The sequence below is a fragment of the Micromonospora noduli genome (assembly GCF_003264365.1).
Classification (GTDB): domain Bacteria; phylum Actinomycetota; class Actinomycetes; order Mycobacteriales; family Micromonosporaceae; genus Micromonospora; species Micromonospora noduli.
In genome coordinates this window covers 1-412 of record NZ_PYAK01000172.1, presented here as the reverse complement: position 1 = coordinate 412, position 412 = coordinate 1, and the positions used below count along the sequence as shown (strand labels likewise).

The 412-nt window shown below is 57.5% G+C and carries 1 protein-coding gene; it reads right to left on the bottom strand.

Going from position 1 to position 412, the window contains the following annotated elements; all coding sequences use genetic code 11:
• Nucleotides 1-362 (bottom strand): inositol monophosphatase family protein (locus GUI43_RS33350; RefSeq protein ID WP_283016246.1); only part of this gene is annotated, 362 nt, incomplete at its 3' end.
• Nucleotides 363-412: the final 50 nt, after the last annotated feature.

The window sequence follows — 412 nt, the reverse complement described above, 5'->3', positions numbered from 1 at the left end:
CATCCTCTGACTGTTTCACCGCGGTTGAGCTGAGCAAGCATGACGCCGTGATCAACAGACCCGTGCACGAAGTTCTTGGTGCCATCAATGGGGTCGATGACCCAGGCCAGGTCAGCATCGGAAACGGCATCAAGGATGGTTGGGTCGGCGAAGGCTGATTCCTCCCCCACGACAATACCGCCGGCATACTTGGTCACAGCGGCACCCAGCTCGCGCTCGGCCTGACGATCGGCATCAGTAACGAAGTCCCCAGGCTTTTTCTGGTGGATTTGATGATCGTCGAGGGTCCGGAACCGGGGATCGATAACCCTGGCACTCACATCCCGGATGAGGTCAGACACCGCGTCGACGTCAATACTCATGCCATCTCCTCATTGTCCAGCTCGTCAACATGGTCACACGTGACGAAATC